This window comes from Arhodomonas sp. AD133, from assembly GCF_051195215.1.
In the GTDB taxonomy this organism is placed as follows: domain Bacteria; phylum Pseudomonadota; class Gammaproteobacteria; order Nitrococcales; family Nitrococcaceae; genus Arhodomonas.
The window spans coordinates 63,364-87,748 of record NZ_JBNAZM010000019.1; the positions used below are offsets into that span (position 1 = coordinate 63,364).

At 69.8% G+C, this 24,385-nt stretch carries 4 protein-coding genes; 3 read left to right on the forward strand and 1 reads right to left on the reverse strand.

What is annotated here, in order from left to right; genetic code table 11:
* Nucleotides 1–45 precede the first annotated feature (45 nt).
* The 3 genes from ACPEES_RS12360 (at nt 46) to ACPEES_RS12370 (ending at nt 23,439) form a co-directional block, all read left to right on the forward strand.
* Nucleotides 46–18,195, forward strand: coding sequence for an amino acid adenylation domain-containing protein (locus ACPEES_RS12360; RefSeq protein ID WP_435103801.1), 18,150 nt, complete (start codon nt 46–48; stop codon nt 18,193–18,195).
* Nucleotides 18,192–21,521, forward strand: coding sequence for an ACP S-malonyltransferase (fabD, locus tag ACPEES_RS12365; protein ID WP_435103802.1), 3,330 nt, complete (start codon nt 18,192–18,194; stop codon nt 21,519–21,521). The genes ACPEES_RS12360 and fabD overlap by 4 nt, the downstream gene beginning before the upstream one ends.
* A gap of 622 nt (nt 21,522–22,143) precedes the next feature.
* Nucleotides 22,144–23,439: an ATP-dependent nuclease gene (locus ACPEES_RS12370; protein ID WP_435103803.1), complete on the forward strand. Its 1,296-nt coding sequence runs from the start codon at nt 22,144–22,146 to the stop codon at nt 23,437–23,439.
* A gap of 30 nt (nt 23,440–23,469) precedes the next feature.
* On the opposite strand, the gene istB is transcribed toward ACPEES_RS12370, so the two are convergent.
* Nucleotides 23,470–24,276: an IS21-like element helper ATPase IstB gene (gene istB, locus ACPEES_RS12375; protein ID WP_435103804.1), complete on the reverse strand. Its 807-nt coding sequence runs from the start codon at nt 24,274–24,276 to the stop codon at nt 23,470–23,472.
* Nucleotides 24,277–24,385 lie beyond the last annotated feature (109 nt).

Genomic DNA, 24,385 nt, shown 5'->3' on the forward strand with positions numbered 1-24,385 from the left:
TGCCCGTACAGGCCGCTCCTGTTTGAAGACGAGAGAGAGCTCATCGTGGACGAAAAGCGAAGGTTGCTGCTGAGCCTGCTGAGCCGGATGCCAGCCCCGGTCCCGAAACGCGACGGTATCGCCATCGTCGGCGTGGCCGGTCGCTATCCGTTGGCCGAGACGGTTACGGACTTCTGGGAGAACCTGGCCGCCGGGCGGCATTGCATTCGCGAGGTGCCGGGCGCGCGCTGGAACGCCGGCGCACACTACGACCCCAGCGGCACGCGCGGGAGCTACAGCAAGTGGGCGGGCTTCGTCGACGATGTCGACAAGTTCGACCCGCTGTTCTTCCAGATCTCGCCCGCCGACGCGGAGGCCATGGATCCCCAGGAACGGCTGTTCCTGGAGACCGCTGCCGCCGTGCTCGACGACGCGGCCTGCCCGGCGGCCCGGCTCGCCGCCAAGGGGCCGGTGGGCGTGTTCGCCGGGGTGATGAACAGCAACTACGAATGGATGGGGGGCGACGCGGCGGCGCGCGGGGCGCACAACGACGCGCACTCCAACTTCTGGTCCATCGCCAATCGCGTCTCCTACACCTTCGACTTCACGGGCCCGAGCCTGGCGGTGGACACCGCCTGCTCGGCCTCGCTGACGGCGATTCACCTGGCGTGCGAGAGCCTGCACTCCGGCGAATGCACCGCCGCCATCGCGGGGGGCGTGAACCTGATCCTCCACCCCATGCACCTGCGCATGCTCGCGCAGCGGGGCATGGTTTCCCACGATGACCGGCTCAAGAGCTTCGGCGCCGACGCCGACGGCTTCGTCGACGGCGAAGGTGTCGGCGCGGTCCTGCTCAAGCCCCTCGCCTCGGCGGTCGCCGACGGCGACCGCATCCTCGGCGTCATCCGCGGCACCGCCATCAATTCGGGGGGCAAGACCGGCGGCTATACCGTGCCCAACGCCGATGCCCAGAGCCGGGTGATCCGTAGCGCCATGGAGCGGGCGGGCGTCACGCCGGAGGCGATCGGCTACGTCGAAACGCACGGCACGGGCACCCCGCTCGGCGACCCCATCGAGATCGCGGGGCTCACGGAAGCCTTCGGCGGCCGCATCGACCCGTCGCAGCGCAGCGAGCGCCCGACCGTACCCATCGCATCCGTGAAGTCCAACATCGGCCACCTGGAGTCCGCGGCCGGCGTCGCCGGTCTCACCAAGGTGCTGATGCAGTTCCGGCACGGCATGCTCGCGCCCTCGCTGAACGCGACACGCCTCAACCCGAATATCGACTTCTCGACCACCCGGTTCCAGGTTCAGCAAACGCTCGCGCCATGGCCGAGGCTGCGCCAGACCGGCGCGGACGGCGAAACGGACGAGCTCCCGCGGCGTGCCATCGTCAGTTCGTTCGGGGGCGGGGGCGCCAATGCCTGTCTCATTGCCGAAGAGTACGCGCCCGTCGCGGAAACGCGCTCCCGTACGGCGGACGGTCCGCAGCTGCTCGTGCTCTCGGCCAAAACGGAAGAGCGGCTGAATGCCTACGCCGCCCGGCTCGCGCGGTTCCTCCAAACGCACGCTGGGCGGGCACCGCAGGTAGACGCCGGCGCCCTGTCCGAAGCACAACGGGTCTGCACGGAGGTAGCCGCCCGCATCCTCGGCGTGGACACCGATGCGCTGGACCCCGAGGCACGTTTCGAGGACTGCGGCTTCGGCATCGCCGAGCGGGCAAACCTCCTGAGCGAACTGACCATCCAGCTCGATCGCGAGCTTCCGGCGTCCGCGGCCCAGGCGGACTCGATCGCCGCGGTCGCGCGCCTCATCGCCACCGCTGAAGGCGAACCGGCCGACGAGACCCTGCGCCTCGCCGATATCGCCCACACACTGCAAACGGGCCGCACCGCCTACGAACACCGCATGGCCCTCGTCGCCGGGTCGGTGTCCGAAGCGGTGGAACACCTCCAGGCCTTCACCGAGGGTGCCGGCGCTGACCCGGTCATCACGGGGCGGGCCATGCGCGCACAACCCCAGCTTTCCGACCAGGACGCCTCGGCGCTCGAAACCGCCGTGCAGACCCGTGACCTGCCGGCGATCGCCCGACGCTGGGTGGCCGGCGCACCCGTGGACTGGTCGCGGGTGTGCCCGGCGGACGCGCGCCGCATCGAGCTGCCGACCTATCCTTTCGCCCGCGAGCGCTACTGGATTCCCGAGCCGCCGGCGGACAGCAGCCCGGACCACGCGCCGCCATCGGCAATCAACGACGGGCCGGAGCAGCCCGCCGTGTCGGTCCCGGACTTCTATCGCCCAATCTGGGTGCGGGACCGGACACGCGCGGAACCCGCCGGCACGGCAAAACGCATCGTCGCGCTGGTCACCTCCGCCTCCACCTGGCTGGGTGAGGCCATCGCGGCCCGCGCCGGCGACGCCGACGTGGCGCTCGTGCGCGTGGACGAGCTGCCCGTCGACACGTGGCTCGCCGAGGCCCGCGGCGCCGATCTCGTGCTGCATCTCGGCGCCGTCGGCCACCGCATTACCGAGGGCGTCGGTATCGCCCAGGTCGACGCACACACCCGGCAGGGGTCCCTGGCGCTGTTCCGCCTGCTGCGCGAAAGCGGCGTCAAGCGGGTAGGGGTGGTGACGAACGACGCCCACCCGGTCGCCGGCTATCCGGTGGTCAATCCGTTCGCGGCGGGCCTGCACGGCTTGCTCCAGGTCGCGCCGAAAGAGCGGGCCGATCTCCGTGTCGCCGGCGTCGATGTCTCCCTGTCGGACCTCGCGGACGACGCCGCCACGTACGCGGCCGCCGACACGATCCTGCGCGAGGCACTGGCCGGCACCGGCCGGACCGTGGCGCTGCGCGCCGGTGTCCGCTACGCACGCCGGCTCGGCCAGGTCGGGCTGCCGGACGCGGATCCGGTGTTCCGCGACCGTGGCGTCTACCTGATGGTGGGCGGCACCGGGGGCATCGCCCGCGAGCTGAGTCTCCACCTGGCACGCGTCCATCGCGCGCACCTGGTGTGGCTCAGCCGGCGCGAGCCGGGCCCGGAACAGCAGGCGACCGTGCGCGAGGTGCAACGCCTCGGCGGCGAGGTCCTGCACGTACAGGGCGATGCGTGCGACGCGGAGGACGTCGCGAATGCGGTGGCGCAGGCCCGCGCCCGCTTCGGCACGCTCCACGGTGCCATCCACGCCGCGATGGTCTTCGATAATCACACGCTGGCCGAGCTCGACGAGCCGGCCTTCGAAGCCGCCACGCGGGTGAAGATCCAGGGTGCCGTCGCCCTGGCGGCGGCCACCGCCAACGAGCCCCTGGATTTCCTGACCTACTTCTCGTCGGCGGGCTCGTTCGGCAGTTTTGCCGGCAACGGCGCGTACATCTGCGCCTCCGCCAGCGAAGACGCCTACGGCGCGTTCCTGAGGGCACGCCTGCCCTTCCCCGTGGTCGTGATCAACCAGGGCTACTGGGGCGGCGTGGGCTCGGGGGCGCAGGCCGGACTCGCCGAGATCTTCGAGGGTCTGGGCATCCAGGCGTTCTCCGTGGCCGAGGGTATCGCCGGGATGGAGCGGATACTCGCAAGCGGACTCGGCCAGGTCATGCCGATTCGCGCCAGCCGTCGCGCACTGGAGGCCATGGGCCACGATCCGGCGCTCGACGGCGAGCTGCTCGACGGCGGCCACGCCCCCTCACTGGCCCGGGTGGCCCCCGGACTGGTGGAGACGACCAGCGCCGACGACGCGGCCAGGCAGGTGCTCGCCGGCTACGACGAGCTCGAAGCCGCGTCCGCGCCCATGCTGCTCGGCGTGTATCAGCGCATGGGGGTGTTCCTCGCCCCGGGTGAGCGCCACGATCTGCATGACCTGCGCGCCCGGCTGGGCATCGTCGAGAAATTCCAGCGCCTCCACGACGCGCTGTTGCGCATCCTGGAAAGCGCGGGCTATCTGCGCGTCGAGGACGGCTTCGTGGGCACCACGAACGCCGTGGACAGCATCGATGCGTCGGTCCAGAGCGACGCCTGGGAGGCGGCACTCGACCGCATCGCCGCGGCCTACCCCGACATCGAGCCGACGGTCACGCTCAATCGCCACTTCCTCCGGGATTACCCCCGGATTCTGCGCGGCGAGGTGGGGGCCACGGAGATCATGTTCCCGGATTCCTCGATGGAGCGGGTACAGAACTTCTACAAGGGGAATGGGCTGACGGACCGCTGCAACCTCGGCGTGCGCGATGCCGTGCGCGGCTTCCTGGACGCGCACCCGGCGCGACGCTCCGGCTCCCCCCTGCACGTGGTCGAGCTCGGCGCCGGTACCGGCGCCACCAGCGAGCGGGTGCTCCCGGTGCTGGCAGAACAGCCCGGGCGGGTCTCCTACACCTTTACCGACGTCTCACCGCGCTTTCTCGAGTACGGGCGCGAACGCTTCCAGACGCAGTACCCGTTCACCCGTTTCCAGGTCCTCAACCTGGACCGGGGGCTCGACGAGCAGGGCTTCGCCCCGGCGTCGGCGGACGTGGTCGTGGCGACCAACGTCGTCCACGCGACGCGCAACCTCCGGGCGACGCTGCGCAAGGCGAAGGCGCTCCTCGCGCCCGGCGGGTGGCTGATCCTCAACGAGCTGACCGCCGTGCGCCCGCTGCTCACCATCGGCGGCGGGGTGCTCGAGGGCTGGTGGGCGTTCGAGGACGGCGAGCTGCGCATGGCGGACTCGCCGCTGGCCTCGCCGGACATGTGGACGCGACTGCTCTGCGAAGAGGGCTTCCACGAGGTGCACCTGCTCGGACAAGGCGACGGTGACTTCGGCCAGACCGTGTTCGTCGCCGAGAGCGACGGCGTGGTCGCACACCAGACACCGCAGGACGTGGCGGCGCCGGCGAATCAGCCGCCGCAGGCGGACGTGCCGGCGGGTGGCGGCGTCGAAGAGCGCCTGCGGGAACTGGTCGAACGCGTTCTCAAGCTGAACCACCGCATCGACCCGGACCGCCCCCTCGCGGACTACGGATTCGATTCGCTGAGCGGCATGAAGATCGTGTCCGCGGTGGACGAGGCGTTCGGCGTGACCGTGCCCCTCGGCGCCTTCTTCGAGCATCCGACCCTGAAGGAGCTCGCCACTCACCTCGCCGACAACTGGCTGGCGGACGTGGCGGCACCGCCGGAGACGGCCGCGGCAAGCCCGGCGAGCGCCAGTGAAACAGGTACCGGCGCGGCGATGCCGGCACCAGCCCGGACCGCCGTCGCTACGACGGCCAGGGCGGAGCCTGCCGGCGGCCAGGGGGCGGCCGCAGTCGCCCCGACAGTGCTGAGGCCGAGGAACGGCGGGGAAACGGACTCCCACCCGCTGTCCGAAGGCCAGCGGGCACTCTGGGTGATCGAGCAGATCGCCCCCGGCAACTACGCCTACAACCTGCCGCTGGCGTTCTGGCTGGCACACGACGTGGACGTGCTCGCGCTGCGCGTGGCCCTGCAGGCGCTGGTCGACCGGCACGAAGCGCTGCGCGCCACCGTACGCGACGATCATGACGGCCCGCGGATGCACATCGCGGCCGAGCCGGAGCTGCCGTTCCAGCAGGTCTATCTGACCACGGTCAGCGAGCACGAACTCCGCGACCGGATGCGCGCCGAGCTGCGCCGTCCCTTCGACCTGGCGACGGGGCCGCTGATCCGGGCGACGCTCTACTCCATGGGGGACGGGCGGCAGGCCCTGCTGCTGACTTTCCACCACATGATCTTCGACGGCTTGTCCATCGACCTGATCCTCGAAGAGCTGGAACGCGGCTATGCCGCGGCACGGCAGGGCAACGAGCCGGCCACCGAGGCACCACGCTCCCGCTACGCCGATTTCGTCGCAGCCCAGCAGGCGATGCTGGCCGGCGACGAGGGTGAGCGCCTGCGCAACTACTGGACCGAGCGGCTGCAGGGCCGCGCGACGGTCATGCCCCTGCCCTTCGACCGTCCGCGCCCGGCGGTGCCCGGCTTCCGTGGCGCCAGCCTGGACGGGCACATACCCGCCCGGGTGATCGAGCGTGCGCGGGCGCTGGCGAAATCCGAGCAGACCTCGCTCTTCGGTGTGCTGATCGCCGCCTACTTCGCCCTGCTGAGCCGCTATACGGACCAGCGGGACGTGGCCGTCGGTACGCCCACCTCGGGTCGCCCACCCGGCGCCTACGAGGACGCCCTCGGCTACTTCATGAACATGGTGGTGCTGGCGGAGCACGTGGAAGACGAAGAGCCCTTCCGTGCCCTGGTGCGCCGCCTGCACCGGTGCGTGCTCGCCGCGCTCGACCACAGCGCACTGCCCCTGATAAGCGTCGCCGACGCCCTGCAACGCGCGCAGCCCGGATCCCCGTCCACGCCCTTCAACGTCGCGTTCTACTTCCAGAACTGGGTCGACACCGGCCCCCGTGACGGGCTCGTCCGCGACGCCGTCGAAGGCGTCCATCAGGAGGGGGAATTCGACCTCACGCTGGAGGTCGTCGAACAGGCGCAGGGCTGCCGGTACACGCTCAAGTACGATCCGGATCTCTTCGACGAAAGCACCGTCGAGCGGATGGGAGAGCACTTCACGGCGCTGCTCGACGGCGCGGTGGCGGCCGCCGACACGGCCGTCGCGGATCTCGACCTGCTCACAGCGGAGGAGCGGGCGTGGCTCGCGCCGCCATCAGCACAGGCATACCCGGCGGACACCCAGGTCTGGCAGCTGGTGCACCAGCAGGCACAGGCGCGGCCCGAGGCGGTGGCCGTGCGCTTCGGCGACGACCAGCTTAGCTACCGGGAGCTCGACGAGCGCGTCGCGGCGCTGGCGGCACGCCTGCGTGCCGCCGGGGTTGGCCGTGGCCGGACCGTCGGCGTTCTGCTGCCCAGGGGGCTGGCACTTCCCGAGGCGCTGCTGGCAGTGCAGGCCGCGGGCGGCATCTACGTGCCCCTCGATCCGTCCTACCCGGAAGACCGCCTCGAATACATGGCCGAGGATGCCGGGCTGCACCTGTTGCTCACGCATTCCAGCCTCCCGGGAGACCACGGCATTCGCCTGCCGCGGCTGTACGTCGATGGCGGCGAGTCCGCGCCGCCGGCCCCGTCGCCGGGTGTCTCCACTGCGCAGGACACGGCGTACGTCATCTACACCTCCGGCTCCACCGGGCGCCCGAAAGGCGTGCGTGTCGCCCACCGCTCGCTAATCAATTTCCTCTGGTCCATGGCGCGCGAGCCGGGCTTCGGCCCGCGGGATACGCTGCTCGCGCTGACCACCATCTGTTTCGACATCTCGGCGCTGGAGCTCTACCTGCCGCTGATCACCGGCGGAACCGTCGAGGTCCTGCCCACGGACACCGTCCGCGACGGCATCCGCCTGCGCGAGGCCGTGGAAACGTCGCAACCCACCGTCATGCAGGCCACTCCGGCGACGTGGCGCATGCTCCTCGCCGCCGGCTGGCCCGGCAGCCCGGCGCTCACCGTGCTCTGCGGAGGGGAGGCGCTGCCCGGTGATCTGGCTGACGAGCTGCTGGCGGGCAATCGCGAGGTCTGGAACCTGTACGGCCCCACCGAGACCACGATCTGGTCGGCCGTCGCCAGGCTCCGCCGCGGCGAGCGCGTAACCCTCGGCAACCCCATCGCCAACACGTCGCTGTACGTGCTCGACAGTCACCGCCGGCCCGTGCCCACCGGCGTGCCCGGCGAGCTCTACATCGGCGGCGACGGTGTCGCCCAGGGCTATCTCAACCGGCCGGACCTCACCGCCGAGCGCTTCGTGAGCGACCCGTTCGCAACCGAACCCGGCGCACGCATGTACCGCACGGGCGACCTGGTGCGGCGATTGCCGGACGGTGCCCTGGATTATCTCGGGCGTATCGACTCCCAGGTCAAAGTACGGGGCTTCCGCGTCGAGCTCGAAGAGATCGAGGCAGCCCTGAGACGGCTCGCCGGCGTACGCGAGGCGGTCGCGGTGGCGCGTCCCGACAGTGGAGGGAGCCATTCGCTGCTGGCCTGCTACGAGCTCGCGGAGGGCGCCGCCGAGCCCACCCACGAGCAGCTCTCACGCTGGCTGCCCGAGCACATGGTCCCGGATGCGCTGGTACGGGTATCGAGCCTGCCGCGCACCCTCAACCAGAAGGCCGACCGCACCGCCCTGGCCTCGCTCCCGCTGGACGAGCTGCGCCGCCGCTTCGGCGTGGCCGCTGCGACGAAACCGGAGCCCGGGCCCGCCGTCACGGACCCGGACGGCGGCGTCGAGGCACTGGTTGCCGACCTCGGCGAACGCGTCGCGCGTCTTGCCGACCTCGACCCGGGTCACGTGGACCCGCGGGCCCCGCTGGGGGAGCTCGGCATGAACTCGGTGAGCTTCACGGCGCTCAGCGCGGAGCTGAGCGAGGCCTACACCATTACCGTCGAGCCAACCCTGTTCTACCGCAGGGGCACGGTACTCGGGTTGGCACAGTACCTGCGCGAGCATCATCCCGACGCCATCCCCGCCGGCTTCCGGGCCGCGCCCCCGGCGCCCCCCGCCGCACCGGATCCCGAACCCGCGGCGGCCCCCGCGAGCGAACACGGGTCGAACGACATCGCCATTATCGGCATGGCCGGACGACTTCCCGGCTCGCGCGATCTGAACGAGTTCTGGGAACACCTCACCGCCGGGCACGACCTGGTGAGCGAGATTCCCGCCGAGCGCTGGGACTGGCGCGCGGAGACGGGCTCGCGGTCCCGCTGGGGCGGCTTCGCCCCGGACGTCGACTGCTTCGACGCCGGCTTCTTCGGGATCTCTCCCCGCGAGGCGGAGCTGATGGATCCGCAGCAGCGGTTGATGCTCGAGCTCGCCTGGGCGGCCATCGAGAACGCGGGGTACCGCCCGTCCGAGCTCGCCGACGAGCGCGTGGGCGTGTTCATCGCCGTCACGAACTCGGATTACCTGGAGGTCCAGCGCGCCGCCGGCCGCGGCACCGAGGGCCACACGATCACCGGTGCGGCGCTGTCGATCGTCGCCAATCGGGTTTCCTACACCCTCGACCTGCACGGACCCAGCATCGCTGTGGACACCGCCTGTTCGGGCTCGCTCACGGCGATCCACCAGGCCTGCGCCGCCCTGCGCGACGGCACTTGCGACCTCGCGCTGGCAGGTGGCGTGAGCCTCATCCTCTCGCCAACGCTCTACGAGGCCCTGAGCCGGGGCGAGATGCTGAGCCCGGACGGGCGCTGCAAAGCCTTCGACAGCCGGGCCGACGGCTACGTGCGTGGCGAGGGGGCCGGGATCGTGCTGCTCAAGCCCGGTGATCGTGCAGACCGGGACGGCGATGCCGTGCACGGGCTCATCAAGTCCATCACGGTCAACCACGGTGGACGCACCACCTCCCTCACGGCGCCCAACCCGGACGCGCAGACGGACCTGCTGGTGGACGCCTATCGCCAGGCAGCCATCCCGCTGGAGTCCGTCGGTTACATCGAGGCGCACGGCACGGGCACCGCCCTGGGCGACCCCATCGAGACCGCGGGGCTGAGTGCGGCGTTCGAACGCCTGCGCGAGGAGACGACCGGCCCCGCCGAAGCACGCTGCGCGATCGGGTCGGTGAAGACCAACATCGGGCACCTGGAGGCCGCGGCGGGGATCGCGGGGCTGTTCAAGGCCACGCTGGCCATGCAGCACGGCACCATCCCGGCCAGCCTGCATTTCCGGGAAGCGAACCCGTATCTCAGCCTGGACGGCACGCCGTTCGAGGTGGCCGAACGCACCAGGCCCTGGCCCCGCCCGCACACCCGCGAGGGCGAGGAGCACCCCCGCCGCGCCGGCGTCAGCTCCTTCGGTTTCGGGGGCGCCAACGCCCACGTCGTCCTGGAGGAGGCCGGACCACGGCCCGTGTCGCAGGAGACGCCCGGCGACCAGCTGATCGTGCTCTCCGCCCGCGACCCCGATGCGTTGCGCCGCTCCGCGGAGCAGCTCGTGGCGCACCTGGAGCACGACGAGCCGCCGCTCGCGGATCTCGCCTTCACGCTGCAGGTGGGACGCGAAGCCATGGCACACCGCCTCGCCGTGATCGCCGCCGATATCGGGGCGCTGCGCACGGCGCTCGCCGACTACCTCGCCGGCCGCGAGTGCGCGGTGCGCACCGCGAAGGTGAACCGGCGCCTCGCGCCCGCGGATGCGGCGGACGTGACCGGCCCCGAGGAGGCGATGGACGTCTGGCTCGGGGGCGCGGAGATCGACTGGCATGCCCTCCACGACGGCCAGGCACGGCGGCGGCTCCACCTGCCCAGCTATCCGTTCGCGCGCATTCGTCACTGGATAACGCCCGACAAGGCTCACGTTCCCCCGGCACCAGGCAGCGACGCGCCGCTTCACCCCACCCTGCTGGACGCCGACGCCTCCACCGCGCAGGCGCAGGTCTACAGGAAGCGCCTGCGCGGCGATGAGTTCTTTCTCGCCGATCACGTGGTTGGCGACCGGCCGATGCTGCCGGGCGTGGCGCTGCTGGAGATGGCCCGCCTCGCCGGGGAAACGGCCTCGCCGGGCACGCGCCTGCGCCGCATCGACGACCTGGTGTGGGCGACGCCGGTGCAACCTGCATCCGACGATGACGCGACTGCCCTGCTGGTACACATTCGCGGGGAGGGGACCGACACCTCATTCGAGATTACCAGCGCCACGGACGAGGCCAGGACGCATGCCAGCGGGACGTTGCGCTTCGGCGAGCCCGGCGAGCGCCCGGCCGCCATCGACCTCGCTGCCATCCGCACGCGCTGCGGCCAGGTGCACGAGGGCTCACGGTGCTATGCGGCCTTCGAGCGCATGGGTTTCGCCTACGGCACCAGCTTCCGGGTGATCGAAACCCTGGCGGAAGGCGAACGCGAGGTGCTCGCCGCCCTGCGCCTGCCGGCATCCCGCACGGCGGACGCCGGCGACTACGTGTTCCACCCATCGCTGTTCGATGCGGCCCTGCAGACCGCGGGCTGGCTGGCCCTGGCCACGGGGGACGGCGAGAGTGATGCGACCTACTTCCCGTTCTCCCTGGGCTCGGTGCGTGTGTTCGCGGAGTTGCCGGAAGCGCTCCACGCCTACGCCACGCCGTCGCGGCAGCCCGCCGCGCCGGACTCGATCGTTTTCGACGTCCTTCTCGTGGACGGTGACGGCCATGCAGTCGCCGCGATCGACGCATTCACGCTGCGGGCCCGGACGGCGAGCGAAGAGATTCACGCGTTCGAGCCGACCTTCGAGCCGGCGCCGGCCGCCGCCGAACCCGTCCAGGGGGACGTGCTCCTGCTGGACGGTGGAACGGAACCGGAAGGGACGGCGGTGCGCGCGGCGCTGGAGGCCACCGGCGTCACCGTGCACACGCTCACGCCGGGTGCGGATTTCGACGCCGAATACGCTCTCGAACGGGTGGGCCAGATCGCCCACGTCGTCCACCTGCCCGGCGCCGCGACCGACGACGACGCCCCGGAACACGACTGGCGCGTGGCGATGGCGGTGCTGCAGGCATGGCTGAATGATCGCCGGGGCGCCCTGCGGTATCTGTTCGCGCACACCGGCACCGAGGCGGCGCCCGCCCACGGCGCGATGGCCGCCTTCGCCCGTGCCGTCGGCATGGAGGAACCCGAGCTGCAGATGAGCACGCTGCAGGTCGAAGCGGGCTCGCTGGCGCCGGCAGTGGTGCAGGCGCTCGGGACGGCGGGCACCGGAGAGATTCGCATCGCGCCCACGGGCCGGCAACGCCGCACCTTCCAGAGCATGCCGCTGCCAGCCGCCACGCGGTCCCCCTTCCTGGGGGATGGGGCGCACGTGATCACCGGCGGCACCGGGGGTCTCGGGCTGCGGCTGGCGGAGCATGTCGCGGCGGTGCGGCGCTCGGCTTCGGCCGCCAAGGGCGGCATCGTTTTGCTCGCACGCAAGGAGCCCGCCCCCGCGATACGCGCGCGGGTGGAGGCCATGGGTGCGGAGCTGGTGCGGGTCGATGTCACTGATGCGACGAAGCTGAGGGCAGTGCTCGACGACCTGCGCCACCGCTTCGGCTGCGTGCGCGGCATCATCCACACCGCGGGCGTGTTGAAGGACGGGCTGTTGCGGCAGAAGCGCCCGGAGGACGCGGATGCCGTCCTGGCCGCGAAGGTTCGCGGTACGATCGCCCTCGACGAGGCGACACGGTCGGACCCGCTGGACTACTTCGTGCTGTTTTCGTCGGCGGCGTCGGTCTTCGGTAACGCTGGTCAGACCGATTACGCCTACGCCAACGGCTTCCTCGACCATTTCGCCGAGCGCCGGGAACGGCAGCGCGTGCGGGGATCGCGCAACGGGCGCACCCTCTCGGCGGCGTGGCCGGTCTGGGCCGAAGGGGGTATGCGCGTCGATGCCGACACGGAACGGGCCATGGCCCGGGAGCTCGGCATGCGCCCGGTCCCCACGGCGGCGGGCATCGCGGCACTGGAGCGTGCCCTCGCCGGCACGTCTCCATGGCTGCTGCTCACCCCGGGCGAGCCGTCCCGGGTCCTCGCGGCGCTCACCGACCAGGCCGGCCGGGCCGAGCGCTCCGGCAGCGCTGCCAAAGCGGGCCCGGCGCCCGCGCAGGTCACGCACGCCCTGTCGGCGGACGACGCCCGCGCGTGGACAGAGCAGCTGGTGGTCAGTGTGTTGGCCGAAGAGGTGAAGCTGCCGGAGGCGGACATCGGGCTGGACGAGCCCTTCGACGATTACGGCGTCGACTCCCTCATCACCATGCGGTTCGTGCGCCGGCTGGAGGAGCACTTCGGTCCGCTGTCGAAAACCCTGCTCTTCGAGCACGTCACCGCCCGGGAACTGATCGATTACCTCGTCAGCGCGTATCCGGATGCGTTCGCCGAGCACCACGAAGCGGCTGCGGCAACCGAGACCACCGGTGACGCCTCGTCCGGGGCGGACTCGCCCGCGGCCGCTGTCGCGGAACCCGGGCGCGAGGTGGTGAACCAACCCGCCGATCACTCGGACGACATCGCCATCATCGGGGTCGCGGGCCGCTACCCACAAGCGGACGACGTGAACGAGTTCTGGCGCAACCTCCGGGAAGGCCTCGACAGCATCGAGGAGATTCCCCGCGAGCGCTGGAATCACGACATCTTCTACGACCCGGACAAGTCCGCCCCCGGCAAGAGCTACAGCAAGTGGGGCGGCTTCGTGCGCGGTGCGGATCGCTTCGACCCGATGTTCTTCCGCATGTCGCAGATCGAGGCCGAGCACATCGACCCCCAGGAGCGGGTATTCCTCGAGACCACCTGGCACGTACTCGAAGACGCTGGCTACACGAGAGAACGGCTGCGTGGCTCCCGCACGGGCGTGTTCGTGGGCATGATGTACGGCCACTATCAGCTCTACGGCGTGCAGGACGCGCTGCGGGGAGACGGCATCGCGACCTCCTCCTCCTACGCGTCGGTGGCCAACCGGGTCTCGTACTTCTTCAACTTCACCGGCCCCAGCGTGGCGCTGGATACTATGTGCTCCTCCTCGCTGGTCACGGTGCACCAGGCGTGTCTGGCCATCCGCAACGGCGACTGCGACGTCGCCGTCGCCGGCGGGGTCAACATCTCCAGCCACCCGCTGAAGTACCTGCAGCTCGCGCAGCGTGGTTTTCTCTCGGAAGACGGTCGCTGCCGCAGCTTCGGGGAGGGCGGCACGGGATACGTGCCCGGTGAGGGGTCGGGCGCGGTCCTGCTGAAACGCCTGGACCAGGCGCTCGCCGATGGCGATCGCGTGCTGGCCGTCGTCAAAGCCTCGGCGGTCAACCACGGCGGGGCCAGCAAGGGTTACAGCGTTCCCAATCCGAAAGCACAGGGTGATCTGGTGCGGCACGCCCTGTCGAAGGGCGGGCTGAATCCGGGCGATCTGGACTACTTCGAGGCGCACGGCACCGGCACTTCGCTCGGCGATCCGGTGGAGATCACCGGGATGCTGCGGGCCTTCGAGGGCAACCTGCCCGAGCGCCTGCCCATCGGGTCGGTGAAGTCCAACATCGGCCACGCCGAATCCGCCGCCGGCATCGCCGCGATCACCAAGGTGCTGATGCAGATGCGTCACGGCGAGCTCGTGCCGTCGCTGCATGCCGAACAGCTCAACCCCAACATCAACCTCGACGAGACGCCCTTCCAGCTCCAGCGCGAGCTCGCCCCGTGGCCGCGCCGCGTCTCCGACGACGGCGCCCCCCTGCCGCGAACCGCCGGCATCAGCTCGTTCGGAGCGGGTGGCACCAATGCCCACCTGGTGCTCCAGGAGTATCCCGGCGGCGCCGACGAACGCCCGCGGGACCGCGAATCCGGCCCCCAGCTCGCGGTGCTGTCGGCCAAGGACGCGGAACGGCTGCAGGTACAGGCGCAACGCCTCGCCGCCCACCTGCGAAGCGAGGGCAGCGATGCCGCCCGCGAGGCGGTCGCCTGGACACTGCAATGGGGTCGCGAGGCCATGTCCCACCGGGTGGCGGTCCGTTTCGAGACCCTCCCGGAGCTCGCCGATGCGCTGACGGAAGTGGCCGAAGGCAAGACCCCGCCGGGCACCTGGAGCGGCGTGGTGGATGTGCGCAAGCCCGCCGCGGGAGAGACGCCGGAAGCGACCCCCGAGGCCTACGCGCAGGCGTGGACGTCCGGGCAGTCCGTGGACTGGGCAGCCTTGCATCCGTGGGGGCGCCCCGACCGGGTTTCCCTCCCCGGCTACCCCTTCCTGGGGGAGCGCATCTGGATCGCGGCCGCCGACGCCGAGCTGGACGCCCTCGACACCACCGGCGAGGCCCGGGGCATGCTCCTGACCCGCGCGTGGGAACCGGCCACGGATGCACCGGCCACGGCCACGCCGCGGCGTACGGTCATCCTGACCGTGCCCGGCGCCGAAGCGCTGGCGGACGCGCTCGCCGGCGCCCTGCCCGCGTCCACGGTCGTCACCCATGAGGAACTTCTGGCAACGCTGAAGGCCGGCGAGGACCAGTGGGAGAGCGTCGATGCGCTGATCGATCTTTCCGGGTGTGCGGACAGGACCACGGCGGACGCTCACGACGCCCTCCCCGGCTGGATCACCTGGATGCAGCACGCGGTGGACCGGCAACGTGAGGGGCTGTCCGCCATCCTGGTCTCCCGCCGCGACGCCAATGGCGCAATACCGCCCGCGGGCGCAGCCCGCGCGGGCCTGTACCGCATGCTGCAGAGCGAGTACCGGCATGTGCGCTCGCGCCACGTCACGGTGGAGTCGGACACCTCCGACGACCAGCTTTGCCGGTGGGTCGCCCAGGAGCTCGGGCTGGCAAGCGACGTCTCCGAAGTGCTCTACCGCGACCGCACCCGGCACACCGCCGTGCTCCGCGAGCAGCCGGCCACCGCCGGATCGCGGCTCGACTTCCCGCGAGACCACGTACTCTGGGTGACCGGGGGGACACGCGGGATCGGCCTGCGTACGGCGCAGCACTTCGTCGAGCGGCATGGGGTGCGCAAGCTGGTGCTCACCGGGCGGGAGCCTCTCCCGCCCCGCTCGGAGTGGCCGGCCCATGTGGCGGACGACACCGCGCTGGGGCGCAAGCTGCGCCCGCTCGCCGAGCTCGTCGAGCAGGGTGTCGAGGTCGAGGTGCTTTCGGTGCCCCTGCAGGACACCGCCGCGCTCTCCGACGCTCTGGCCCGGGTCAAGCAGCGCCTGGGTCCGGTGGGCGGCGTGATACACGGCGCGGGATTCACGGACTTCGACAACCCCGCCTTCGTGCGCAAGACGCAGGCGGGGATCGCGCGGGTCCTCGAACCGAAGGTATCGGGGCTGGATGCACTCGTGGAGTGCTTCCGGGACGAGCCCCTGCACTTCTTCATCCTCTTCTCCTCGGTGGCGGCCGCCGTGCCCGCCCTCGCCGTCGGCCAGAGCGACTACGCGCTCGCGAACGCCTACATGGACGCGGTGGCCCGGGCCCGCCCGCATGGGCTGCCGCTGATCAGCGTGCAATGGCCAAGCTGGAAGGAAAGCGGCATGGGCGAGGTGCAGAGCGCCGCCTACCGCGCCTCTGGGCTCGGCACCCTGTCCGACGCGGACGGGCTGGCGCTGCTGGAGCGCGCCATCGCCAGCGGTGAGCGGGTGGTGCTGCCGGCTCTGCCCGCCCCGGACGCGGACTGGCATCCGGAACGGCTGACGTCACGCCGGCTCGTGGCCGCCCAGCGCAAGCCACGGACCGGGGCGCAGCCGGACACGGGCGTCGACACGGGGGGTCGGGCGGCGGCTTCCGAGGCCCCGCAACCCGCTGAGGGGCACACGGAAGCCGCCGGCGCTCAGCCACCGTCGTCGGAGTCGATGCAATCCGCCGTGACGGCGCTCAGCGAGTGGATGCTGGAAGAGCTCGCGCGGGAGCTCGGCTTCGACAGAGCCAAGCTGGCGGGCGACGTCCCGGTGGAAGACTACGGGATCGACTCGATCCTGGTCTCGCAACTGGTCCAGAACGTGGGCAAACGCCTGGACGTCTCGGTGGATCCTTCGGCGCTGCTGGAATACCCCACCGTCGACGAATTCACCAATTACATCGCCGAACAGCACGGCGATGCCCTGATCAGCGCTTTTGCCGCAGAGCAGCCGCAGGCCGGGACGACATCCTCGCCCGGGGCTTCCTCGCCGGCCCGGGAGGGGCCCGCAGCGGTCGATGAGCGTCCCCCGGCGTCCGCCGCCGAGCCGGCACCCACTGGGGATACCGTGACCAGCCCGGAGGATTCCGGGGTCGACACGGCCCGGGCACGCCGGAGTTCGGGGGATGTGGCCGTCGTGGGCCTGTCCGCCAGATTCGCGGGCGCGGAGTCCGCCGACGAGTTCTGGCGACTGCTGCGCGAGGGCCGCTCGGCCCTGCGGCCGATTCCCGAGCACATGTTCCATCAGGAGTACCCTTACCACGCGGGCCTGTTGCCCGACGTCCTGCGCTTCGATCCGGACTACTTCTCCCTGTCCGAGGAAGACGTGCGCGCCATGGATCCCCAGGCGTTGCTGCTCCTGGAGGAAGTCGATGGCGCCCTGCACGACGCCGGCTACGATCCCGCGGAGCTGAAAGGACGTTCCGTGGGCGTCTACGTCGGCGGCCGCACGACGTATCAGCCGGACCCGGAACGACTCGAGCACGCCCGCAATCCGGTGGTGGCCACCGGGCAGAACTACCTGGCGGCGAACATCTCGCAATTCTTCGACTTCTGCGGGCCGAGCCTGGTCATCGACACGGCGTGCTCCTCGGCCCTGGTTGCCATGGATCTGGCCGTGCAGGCGCTGCAAGCCGGCGACATCGAGGTAGCCGTGGTGGCGGGCGTGAATCTGCTCGCCGACGGCCGGGCGCACATGGTGTTCGGGCGCCGGGGACTGCTCAACCCGGGCACCGAGTTCCATGTGTTCGACCAGCGGGCCGCAGGCCTCATACCGGGTGAAGGGGCGGGGGTCGTCGTGCTCCGGGCCCTGCCCGAGGCTCAAGCCGACGGCGACCGCGTGCTCGCGGTGCTGCACGGCATCGCGGTCAACAATGACGGCCGCACCGCCGGCCCGGCGACGCCCAATCTGCAAGCGCAGCGGGCGGTGATGAAGAAGGCCCTGGCACGCAGCGGCCGCAATCCGGCGGATGTGGCCTGGCTGGAAGCCAACGCGTCGGGCACCGGCGTCACCGACCTGCTCGAGCTCAAGGCCGTATCCGAGCTCTACGGCGGAGGATCGCAGCCCCTCGCCCTGGGCTCGATGAAGCCGAACATCGGTCACCCGCTCGCCGCCGAAGGCATCGCCGCGTTCATCAAGGTGGTGCTGATGCTGCAGCACGGCGAGGGCGTGCCATTCACCTCCGGCCAGCAGCCGCTCGAGCACTTCGACATGACCCGATCGCCGCTCTACTTTCCCAGGGAACCACAGCCCTGGCCCGGCACGACCGCGCTCGCGGCCATCAACTGCTTCGGCGACGGCGGCACCAACGCCCACGTGATCCTCGGGTCCGCGCCCGAGGGCTACGTGAGCAAGCGGAGCGCGTTGCCGTTGCGGGCGCTGGACCGGCGGGTCGTGCTACGCGGGCCCGCCGAGACGCCCGCCGTCTCGCCACAGCCGTTCTGGGAGACATACCGGTCCGAGCCGTCCGCCGCATCTGCTGAAGCCGCGGCTGCGCGCGAAACGCTGTTCTGGGAGCGCTACGAGATATCGGCCTCCGACAGCGCTGGCTCCGCGAACCTCTGGAACATCCCGGACGGGCGGTCCCAGCGCTCCACCGGCGAGACGTCAGGGCTACAACCCGCGCCGGAAGTCGAGGTGGCGGAATGAACGTCGTGTCCTCCGCCATGGCCATGGAAGCTCCGCACCAGGACGCGGCATCGGACGAGCCGCTCACCGGCTCGCTCCCCTCGGTGTTCATGTTCTCTGGCCAGGGGTCCCAGTACCACTGGATGGGCAAGGAGCTCTTCGACGAGAACGATGTCTTTCGCGATGCGCTGCGTCGCCACGATGCGACCGCCGCGAGGTTTCTCGGAGAGTCCGTGCTTGCGCGGGTCTTCGACCCCGCGAAGGGGAAGAACGACCCCCTCGTGGACACGCGCATCACGCATCCCGCCATCGTCATGATCGAGCTGGCACTGGCCGAGGCGGTGCAAGCGGCGGGGATCCAGCCGGACTACGTGATAGGCGCCAGCCTCGGCGAATACGCCGCCGCGGTGATCGCCGGCTGCCTCGAACCCGAGGAATGCCTGCGCATCCTGGTGGACCAGGCACAGTCGCTGCATCAGGGCCCCCGCAGCGGCATGCTCGCGGTGCTGGCGGATCCCGGCGTATTCGAGCTGGCGCCAGCGCTACGGCAATGCGACGTCGCGGCCCGCAATTATCCGGGCCACTTCGTCGTTGCCGGCACGGAGGCGGACCTGGCTCGCGCGGAATCGGAGCTGCGTGCGGCCGAGGTCCTGCACCAGCGGATTCCGGTGGAATACGGCTACCACTCCCGCCTGATGGACACCATGCACGAGGCATGCAGCCGCACGTTCGACGGCGTGGCCTTCGCGCCGCCGCGCATCCCGTGGGTGAGCAGCATCGATGGCGGCATGGTCCAGCAGGCCTCGGCCGAGCATTTCTGGCGCACCGCGCGCCTGCCCATCGAGTTCGAAGCGACGATCACGCGCATGCGGGAGCGGGGCGAGTTCCTGTTCCTCGACCTCGGCCCCTCCGGCACGCTCCACAATTTCGTTCACAACAACCTGCCGGAAGGGACGCGTTCCGAGTCCATACCGATACTCAGCCCCTTCGGCTACGACCGGACGACGTTGACGCGGGCGCGGGCACTGGCCGCCCCCAGAAGAACAAGGAAGGCGCACACGATGAAAGTCTACGGTTTTCCCGGGCAAGGCTCTCAGCAGCGCGGCATGGGCAATGACCTGTTCGGGAAGTATCCCGAACAGGTCGCGGCCGCCGACCGTATCCTCGGCTATTCGATCGCGGAGCTGTGCACCCAGGACCCGGAGCGGCAACTCAGCCGCACCGAATACACCCAGCCGGCGCTCTTCGTGGTGAGCGCCCTCAGTTATCTGGACCGGATGGAGGAGGACCCGACGCCGCCGGACTTCCTGGTCGGCCACAGCCTGGGGGAATACGTGGCGTTGTTCGCGGCCGGCGTTTTCGACTTCGAAACCGGCGTGCGTCTCGTCCACAAGCGCGGCGAGCTGATGGCCGCCGCCAGCGGCGGCACGATGGCGGCGATCGTGGGAACGGACGAGGCCACCGTCGAGCGCGTCCTCGAGGAAGCGGACCTGAACGCCCTCGACCTGGCCAACCACAACGCGCCGGACCAGTTCGTGCTCGCGGGGCCGTCCGATCAGATCGACGTGGCCTGCGAGGCCTTCGAGAAAGCCGACGCCCGCGCCGTGAAGCTGAACGTCAGCGCGCCCTTCCACTCGCGCTACATGCGGAGCACGGCCGAGGAATTCGCCAGGTTTCTGGAGGGCTTCGACTTCCACCCGCCCGCTGTTCCGGTGATCGCGAACGTCGACGCTCGGCCCTATCCCGCGGAGGCGGTGGCGGTGAAGGAGAGGCTGGTCCGGCAGATCGCATCGCCGGTGCGCTGGACCGAATCCGTGCGACGGCTGATGGGGCACGGTGAGTTCGAGTTCGTCGAGCTCGGCCCGGGGCAAGTGCTTACGCGGCTGGTCACACGCATTCGTACAACGGCCACCCCGCTCGATCCCATCGAGGCACCCGACCCCGCCACGACGCCGCCGCCAGAACCGGCGGCCTCCGCGCCCACTCCGGAGCCCGCGAAAGCCCGCGAATCGGTGCCAGCGGAGGACGACGCCTCACCCCGGGATTCGACCGGAGACGCCCCCTCGGTGAGTAACCATGGGATCTCGCCGGAACAACTGGGCGCGGCGACGTTCCGGGAGCGCTATGGCCTGCGCCGCGCCTACCTCGTCGGTTCCCTGTACGGCGGCATTTCCGGCCCCGACATGGTGAGGGCGGCGGCACGCGCCGGGCTGCTGGGCTTCCTCGGCACCGGTGGGCTCTCCCTCGACGACATCGAGGGGCAACTACGCGCCCTCCACGACGACCCGCCCCCAAACGGCGTTATCGGGGCAAACCTGCTCTACCGGCACGGCGCCCCCCAGGAGGAGTCGGCTTTGGTCGACGTGTTCCTGAGGCACGGCGTCGAGGCGATCGAAGCATCCGGTTTTCCCCTGGTCACACCGGCGCTGGTCCGCTTCCGGCTCAAAGGCGGGCGCATCCTCGCCAAGGTCTCCCGAGCCGATGCGGCGAAGGCGTTCCTGGCGCCACCTCCCGAGCGTCTGGTCCGCCAACTCCTCGCCTCGGGCGATGTCACCGAGCAGGAGGCGCAAGCCGCCGCAGGGCGCCCGATGGCGGACGACCTCTGCGTCGAGGCGGCCGGAGGCTGGCTGGACACCACAGCCGACCTCCTGACGCTTCTGCCCACCGTGCGGAGACTGCGGGACGAAGCCGAAACGCCGGATTTCCGGGTCCACGTCGGATGTGCCGGCGGCCTCGGTACCCCGGAGGCCGTCGCCGCGGCATTCTTCCTCGGCGCCGACTTCGTGCTCACGGGCTCGGTGAACCAGTGTTCCGTCGAAGCGGCGACCAGCGTGGAGGTGAAGGCGCTGCTGCAGGGCATACAAGTCCACGACGTCGTCACCGCCCCGTGGGGCGACATGTTCGAGTTCGGCGTGCAGGCCCGTTACGTGAAACGGGGCGTCTTCTTTCCCGCCCGTGCCAGCCGACTGCACGATCTGTGGCGCACGCACGAGTCCATCACGGAGCTGGATGACGACACCCGGCAGCAGGTGCTCGGTAGCTACCTGGGCAACGAGATATCGACGGCTGATCTACCCCCCGATAACGATCCGAAAGCGAAGCTCACGTCGCTGTTCCGGCACTACTTCACCCGCGGCCTCCGTCTCGCCGTGCAAGGCGACAGCCAGCACAAGGTCGACTACCTCATCCACTGCGGCCCGGCCCTGGGGGCATTCAACCAGCTCGTCGCCGACACGGAGCTGCAGCCGTGGCGGGCACGCACGGTGGAACGGATCGCGGACACGCTGATGGAAAGCGCAGCGTCCTATATCAACGCCGGTTGTCAGGACGGTTATCACGCTAGATGAGAACCGAAGTGAACGCCTGCCAGCATGGCTGGCGTAAACGCCGGGTTCGGCGGAAGCCGGACCCGTGATCTGCCGAAGCCGGGCGAGCGGCCGAAGTACACATAGCGAGCGAACGGCTCGTCAGAGACAACACGACCATCCATACGGGCAACGGTCGCTCGAACTCGGCGCCGACACCAAGGTACCAAATAGACATACCGTCGTACTCATGGGCCACGTCGCCAGCCGCTACCGCGTCCTCATTGGCCTGCGCAGCCCCGCCTCCGCCGGCAAGCGATTCATCGACGATTGTCCGCTGATAGAACCCGGCTGCTAGCGCCTATCGATAGTGTACGAGCCGATCGAGAATCCTTGGGCGTCGATTCGCGATGTCCTGGGCACAGAAGACGACTAAACGGCCGACAGGAAGGGTGCCACCGGACGCGGCGGCATCCAGCTACCGTCGCCTACCCGCCAAGAACGGACATTCGGATAGGTTCAATGGGTTAACCGTCCCCGAAACTCCGGCGATTGGGATAATTGACCCTGACCGTTATGAGCACCCTAATGATCCCAATATCAGCACTCTGTTGCGCTACAGGCTTGTAGAGCCGCAAGCTAGAACCATTGTAAGGGAGCCGCAATGCACTTAGAGCGCCTGACTCTCACCAACTTTCGCTCTTTCGATCACGTGACCGTTCGGCTGTGTCCGGACCTCACCATTTTTGTCGGCGAGAACAACGGTGGGAAGAGCAACGCGATAGACGCTATTCGCGTGCTGACACAGCCGCTGGGGGGTCGGCGGGAATTGTATTGCGAGACGACGGATATTCGCGAGGGAAGCGGCGAACGGTCCTTTCGCCTAGAGGCCGCCTATGGGGGGCTCAACTCGGCGCAGCAAGGACGACTGCTCAGTGCCATCGATGGGCGGGAGATGGAGCGGGCCGTGCTCGGGCTCGAATACGACGAGTCCCGTGGCCGGCCGTCGATGTGGGCTGGTCAGTTCGGCTTTGCGCCCGAGCCCGGATCGACCGAAGCGATCCGTCATGTCTATCTCCCACCGCTTAGGGACGCCAAACATGCCCTGGCCTCAGGCAATCCCACGCGTATCCAGGCGCTGATTCGTCATTTCTTGGGCGAGGACGATGAGGAGGCTTTCAAGGAGGCGCTGAGGCGGGGCACAGATCACCCTGTTCTCGAGCGGATTAACGACGCTGTTGGCGACAGCCTTGCTGCCCTTACCGGGGGTGTCCGTCCTCAGGCAGCGGCTGTCGGCTTCAACGACAGTGAACAGTTAATCGACATCGCCCGCGACCTCCGATTCAAGCTGGCCGACCACGGACTCGATCCCGAGGACTTGCGCCGCTCAGGCCACGGGTACGCGAACCTTCTGTACATGGCGACGATCGCCGTCGAGCTCCAGCACGTGGACAAGGCGGACCTGACCCTTTTCTTGGTCGAAGAGCCGGAGGCTCACCTCCATCCGCAACTCCAAGCGGCGGTGCTGACGTTCCTGGAGGAGCAAGCGCACCAGTCTCGGGAACGAGGCGCGCAAGCCGGCGCTGGCCCGGCGGGCGAGCTCCAGGTCGTGGTGGCGACGCACTCGCCGAACCTGTCGGCGTGGGTCAAAGCTAAGACGCTAGTCGTCTTCCGCGCTGTGGCGCCACTAGGGGCAGACGTCCAGGCCGATTCCCCTGCCGATGTCCGGCCCGCGGCTTCCCCAGAGCCTGCACCGCGCCGCGTTAGCCGCTGCGTACCACTCGCCGCTCTAAGGCTGTCGGGAGCCGATTGGCGCAAGGTGGACCGGTACCTCGACGTTACCAAGTCGGCTCTGCTGTTCGGCGGCCGCGTACTCCTAGTGGAGGGCATCGCCGAGGCGTGTCAATCCCGGTTGAGGCTGTCCGGTTTTCCCCGGGCTAAAATGTCCGCTGCTCGGTGATGGTGTGTCTGGGGTGACGAGCCCCGGTGTTTAGGCGGCGTCGGCGTCGTCCTCCTTGTCGCTGTTGGTAGGTGTTTCGGCGCCGGTCGGTGGTTGGCTCTTCAGCAGCCCGGCGCGGCGTTTCTCCTTCAACCGGTAGCTCTCGCCCTTGATGTTGACGGTGGTGGCGTGATGGAGCAGCCGGTCGAGGATGGCGGTGGCGATGACCTGCTCGCCGAAGACCTCGCCCCAATCGGCGAAGGACTTGTTGGAGGTGAGGATCATCGCGGCGCGCTCATAGCGCCGGTTGACCAGTCGGAAGAACAGCGAGGCCTCGTCGCGGGAGAGCGGCAGATAGCCGATCTCATCGACGATGAGCAGCTTCGGGTAGGTGAGCTGCTTGAGCGTGCGCTCGAGGCGGTTCTCGCTGCGGGCGCGCTTGAGGCGCGTCATCAGCTGGTCGAGCGTGGTGAACAGCACGCGGTGACCGGCCTCGATGGCCTTGACGCCGAGGCCAACGGATAAATGCGTCTTCCCCACGCCTGGCGGGCCGAGGAAGATGACGTTCTCGGCGCGCTCGACGAAGGCCAGCCCGGCGAGATTGCGCAGCACCTGGCGGTCGATGGAAGGCTGGAAGTCGAAGTCGAAGGCCTCCAGCGTCTTCACTGCGGGGAAATGCGCCTGGGTCATGCGCGAGTCGATGCCGCGGCGATTGCGCCCGGCCCATTCGGCTTCCAGCGCCTGGGCGAGGAAGTCAGGATAGTCGAGTTTCTGCTTGGCGGCCTGCTCGCAGACGGCCTCGAGGCTGGCGGGCAGGTACTCGAACTTCAGCCGATCGAACAGTTGCTCGAGCTGCATCAGGCCACCTCCTCGTAGACGCTCAAGTCACGGACTTCCACGGCGAGCGACTGCGCCCACAGCCGCCGGTGGTGGGCGGGGTCGCGCTGCCAGCCGGCGCCGGGGTCGC